Source organism: Nocardia sp. NPDC006982 (assembly GCF_042869435.1).
GTDB lineage: Bacteria > Actinomycetota > Actinomycetes > Mycobacteriales > Mycobacteriaceae > Nocardia.
In genome coordinates this window covers 1-4,031 of sequence record NZ_JBIAFV010000065.1, presented here as the reverse complement: position 1 = coordinate 4,031, position 4,031 = coordinate 1, and the positions used below count along the sequence as shown (strand labels likewise).

Genomic DNA, 4,031 nt, shown 5'->3' with positions numbered 1-4,031 from the left:
CCTCGAGGACGCCTGCATCAAACTCTCGGTCGTGGCGTCCGACATTTTCGGGGTATCCGGACGAGCGATGATGGCCGCGTTGATCGGCGGTGAACGGGATCCGAAAGCGCTTGCGCAGATGGCGCGGTCACGGATGCGCCCCAAGATCGGCCAGCTCGAGGAGGCGTTCAACGGGCACTTCGGTAACCATCACCGGTTCCTGCTAGCCCGGATGCTGGCCCGCATCGACGGCATCACCGCCGACATCAACGCCGTCGATGAACAGATCGAGGCGCAACTGGCCCCTTTTCGCGACGGCGGCGGCGCGCCTGGATGAGATCCCCGGCATCGGGCCCGTCGCCGCCGCGATCATCCTCGCCGAGGTCGGGGACGACATGTCCCGGTTCCCGACCGCGGGGCACCTGTGTTCCTGGGCGAAGTTCTCTCCCGGCATCAACTCCTCGGCCGGCAAGACCAAAGGCAACGGATCCACCGGGCACGGCAACCGTTACCTCGCGCGGGTCCTCGGCGAGGCCGCCGTCGCCGTCGGGCGGACCAAAACATTCCTCGGCGAACGCTACCGGCGCATCGCCAGACGCCGAGGCAAGAAACGCGCCGTCGTCGCTATCGGCCGCTCCATCCTCGTCATCGTCTGGCATCTCCTGCACGACCAGAACGCGATCTTCACCGATCTCGGTGCCGACCACTTCACCCGCCACCTGAACCCGGACAGCAAGCGCCGCAACCACATTCGCCAGCTCGAAGCCCTCGGCTACACCGTCACCCTCACTCCAGCCGCCTGACCCTGTCACAACCAACAACAACCGGTGTCGGCTCCGCCGACAGCTACCGCCTGCCCACTCACCATCATTTTCGGATTAGATTCTTCATTACGGTTTCCGACACCGCGAATCCGAGTTCTCGGGATTCGCCCGCACTGATCCTCGTCGGGTTCCGTCGTGGCCGCCCGGCTGTTCGGCCCTTCGACTCCGGGCGGCCCATTCCAACCTCACGCGCCTATAACTGGGAGCATTGCTTCATTGATCGTCTCATCGATCTCCGGCGTCAACAGACCAGAGGTACGCAGGGTCTTCGTGGTCGATCACAGCACGCAGGTCGACTTGGCGTGTCTGCTTCCAATTTTCATCGCTACGGCGCTGGTACACGCCTATGACAGCGGGCGCGGCGATGTGCCCGCCGCCGGAAACCTGGAGTGCGACTGCCCGTCTCAGCGCTTCAGCAGCTGCAATATTGACCGTGCCAGCTACTTGCGAGCGGCTGCCGAACGCCACGGCACTGGTCATCGATCCGCTTCGCGCACTGACGCCGAACTTCCGAGCTTCTGAATACCGAGGACATTTGCGAGGTCTCCATCGGCTCATCGCAGGGCTCCCAAGGATATGTGATGAGCATTCTCTATGAGTATTTCGCAGCAGCCGACGACGCGGCAGCCGCAGCAGCGGTCCGCTGCGACGCCCCATCGCTCGGCATGCCATCTCTGGGCCTTGTGACGGGTCTCGACCCAGCAGTCCATATGGCAATACTGGAATCGCTGCTGCGCCGAATCGACTACGAGCAGGTCATCGACCAACCCCGGTGGTGCGATCCGGTTACCGTCCGGCTCGAACTCGAACGTCCAGCGTTCGTGACAATCAGGACGCCCCGCCCGGTTGTTCCGGATCACTTCCGAACCGCACATTTCACACCGGTTCCCCGCTGCCTCGCACACGGGAATCCGTAACCTATTCCACGTCGGATTGTCCACGATCTCCCGTATGCGGGAACAATACGAACGAGGCGGAAGCTCAGCACATCGAATCACCACACCGTCCGTCGCAGTAGGCCCAGCCAACGTCTCAACATCGGCAAACGACGAATCTTGTTCTGTAACCATGCTTTCCAAGTGTATGCGGGACCAACAGCACAGATTTACCGCGCATGGAGGTACCGCCGCGCCCCTGCGGGGCTTGTCAAATCAACACATTGGTCCGATAGACGGCGAAGGTCCCGATGCCAGGCAAGCTATTTCGCAGCCACCGAGGGTCGGACTGCGGCAAGGATCACACGTCTACAAGAGCGACGTGTATAGGCGCGTCGCCCGGTGCGCCCGGCGCAGAACTCGGACGGGAGCCGAACCGCCACACAGGACTACATCACGGAGGGCGTACTGAAACATCAACGGGTAAACTTACAACTCAGATAGACCGAGCTCGAGTACCTGCTACCACCCGGATATATTGAATCGCTGCCACCGGACCCGCCGCGTTCGGTGTAGAGCGTGACAGTTGCGTCGGTTGCGTTGCTCAGGTCGCCGGCGCCGATGATGACGTTGTAGTCGTCATAGTCGGTGGGATCGTCGATCTGTTGCGAATTGCCGTTCGCGTCTTTGAAATAGAAACTTCCGGTAGCCACTAGGTCACCTCCACTGTCGACCCTGGGGCGCGCAATACTACAGCAAATTCAGACTTACCGGTTGGTTCTCATGTGTGATGCATCAGAGTGAGACCGCAGGGCCGGACATGAACGGGTCACCCAACCCATCAACACCCGGTCCCGTAACACTTCCCGTCTCTCCGGGGCTTGCCGCCCAATCGTCGCCGGCCCCGGATATGACGACGACCCGTGGAGCTGGTTGAGATACGCTCACCGGCACCCGAGGGTGTGTGTGGCCGAGATCACACTTTCTCTAAACCGGCTGATCACACCTTTGAATCCGCCCGTTTTACCAGATCAGGTCAATCCCCCTGGAAAGGCCAATTGATTGTGGTCAATTCTGTACCACCGCGCTGTATCGGCCCGTGCGGTATCGGCGGAGACGGAGTATTCGACCTGGGACTATTCGGACTGCGGTCTTCGATGCCAGATCGGGAGCGGTCTTGTGGACCATCACGCAGGAAGACCGCGACACGGTAACCAACAGTCGATGAGTTCCGGTTTCACTCCCTCTCCGTTTCGTGCCTGGACCAGGCTTTTTTTGCCGTTTCCCTGCACTTGATCATTCGGGTGAAGTAGTCTCGGCGCGGCCGATCACATTGCCGCCGTGCCGAAGGTTCTTCACGGGGAGTGAAATCGATGGCGCTGTCGGCCGTGCGGGACCTGCGTGAGTTCCGTGCCCCGGCGACCGACGATGAGATCGCCGATTTCGAGAACCGACGTGCTGTCGGGTTCGTGCTGGCGCGGGCATCGGCCGTTCTGGTCGACTCGACCATCCGCAACGACGTGAATCGACGACTCCGACACCGGCGAGGTCCTCGCGACCGCGGCTGACAAACGCGGTGTGACCCCGCTGTTCTGGGAATATGTCCTGCCGTACGGCGAGGTGAAGTTGAATATGACCAGCCGACTCACACTCAGCGGTTGACGGCGAAGATTCCCCACTGCGCGTAGCCGATGGGCGAGTGTGTGCCGCGTGCGCTCCATGACAGCCCGGGACTCCCGAAGCTGACCTCGGGGGGCAAAGTAACGTGCGAGTAGGTGTTTTCGGCTCTACGGCTGCCGATCGTGCGTCAAGACTGGTCGATGAGCAAGTTGGTTGGAGCATCGCTACGTGAGGACGGTCTATCGCATTATGTGAGGGTGCCGCGTTGGTGTCCCAGCCGGCGACCGCACGCGGACAGTGCCAGGACACCGTGCCCACGCATCTCGGTGTCCGGTCCGATCGCAGCAAGTTCTGGGCAGATACGTGAGGCTATCCGCATAGGGTCTGCTGTGTCCGGGATCCCTGTATGGAGCTGGAACTCCCGCCACAACTGCCGCAGTCGCTCATCGCGCGCTTGTCGATCTACGTCCGTGTCCGGGTGGTCCTCCAATAGCGGGTCCCACATCAACATCGAGTCCCACATGGTTTCGTTGAACCTGTTGTCGCGCAGCCAGCTGCCGATGCCGGTGAACAAGAGTCCGGCTTCGGCCGGGTGGGCCGGCCCTACCGTGACCTGCCCGGTTTCGCCGGTGCTGTACTAGGGTCTGTGTCGAAGTGAGTTGAGGGGTGGCACCGCTGCGCGGTGCCGCCCCTCACTTGTTGGTGAAAGCTGTTGTCCGCGTTGGTAGATGGG

At 61.6% G+C, this 4,031-nt stretch carries 5 protein-coding genes and 1 pseudogene; 4 read left to right on the top strand and 2 right to left on the bottom strand.

Annotated elements, in window-relative coordinates; translation table 11 throughout:
• Together ACFYOW_RS49365 and ACFYOW_RS49360 are read left to right on the top strand one after the other, a co-directional pair.
• A pseudogene (locus ACFYOW_RS49365) lies at positions 1–316 on the top strand (IS110 family transposase); the annotation flags it as partial.
• A complete protein-coding gene (locus ACFYOW_RS49360; RefSeq protein ID WP_387299097.1) occupies positions 258–782 on the top strand; it encodes a transposase in 525 nt (174 codons plus the stop codon). The pseudogene ACFYOW_RS49365 and the gene ACFYOW_RS49360, both read left to right, overlap by 59 nt.
• A gap of 246 nt (positions 783–1,028) precedes the next feature.
• On the opposite strand, the gene ACFYOW_RS49355 is transcribed toward ACFYOW_RS49360, so the two are convergent.
• Complete coding sequence (locus tag ACFYOW_RS49355) at positions 1,029–1,283, bottom strand: hypothetical protein (protein ID WP_387299095.1); 255 nt, start codon at positions 1,281–1,283, stop codon at positions 1,029–1,031.
• A 101-nt stretch (positions 1,284–1,384) separates the two neighbouring features.
• Here ACFYOW_RS49355 and ACFYOW_RS49350 point away from each other — a divergent pair, with 101 nt between their 5' ends.
• On the top strand, positions 1,385–1,720 hold the full coding sequence (locus tag ACFYOW_RS49350; RefSeq protein ID WP_387299093.1) for a hypothetical protein: 336 nt from the start codon (positions 1,385–1,387) through the stop codon (positions 1,718–1,720).
• Positions 1,721–2,154: 434 nt separating this feature from the next.
• Here ACFYOW_RS49350 and ACFYOW_RS49345 read toward each other — a convergent pair whose 3' ends face one another.
• Positions 2,155–2,391 carry a hypothetical protein gene (locus tag ACFYOW_RS49345; RefSeq protein WP_387299091.1) on the bottom strand — a complete coding sequence of 79 codons (237 nt, stop codon included), beginning with the start codon at positions 2,389–2,391 and terminating at the stop codon, positions 2,155–2,157.
• Positions 2,392–3,051: 660 nt separating this feature from the next.
• Here ACFYOW_RS49345 and ACFYOW_RS49340 point away from each other — a divergent pair.
• Positions 3,052–3,246: a hypothetical protein gene (locus tag ACFYOW_RS49340; protein ID WP_387299089.1), complete on the top strand. Its 195-nt coding sequence runs from the start codon at positions 3,052–3,054 to the stop codon at positions 3,244–3,246.
• Positions 3,247–4,031: the final 785 nt, after the last annotated feature.

Bases quoted from the DNA above. Each gene is read 5' to 3' on its own strand.
- ACFYOW_RS49360 (WP_387299097.1), top strand. From the start codon at position 258: ATGAACAGATCGAGGCGCAACTGGCCCCTTTTCGCGACGGCGGCGGCG.
- ACFYOW_RS49355 (WP_387299095.1), bottom strand. From the start codon at position 1,283: ATGACCAGTGCCGTGGCGTTCGGCAGCCGCTCGCAAGTAGCTGGCACG.
- ACFYOW_RS49350 (WP_387299093.1), top strand. From the start codon at position 1,385: ATGAGCATTCTCTATGAGTATTTCGCAGCAGCCGACGACGCGGCAGCC.
- ACFYOW_RS49340 (WP_387299089.1), top strand. From the start codon at position 3,052: ATGGCGCTGTCGGCCGTGCGGGACCTGCGTGAGTTCCGTGCCCCGGCG.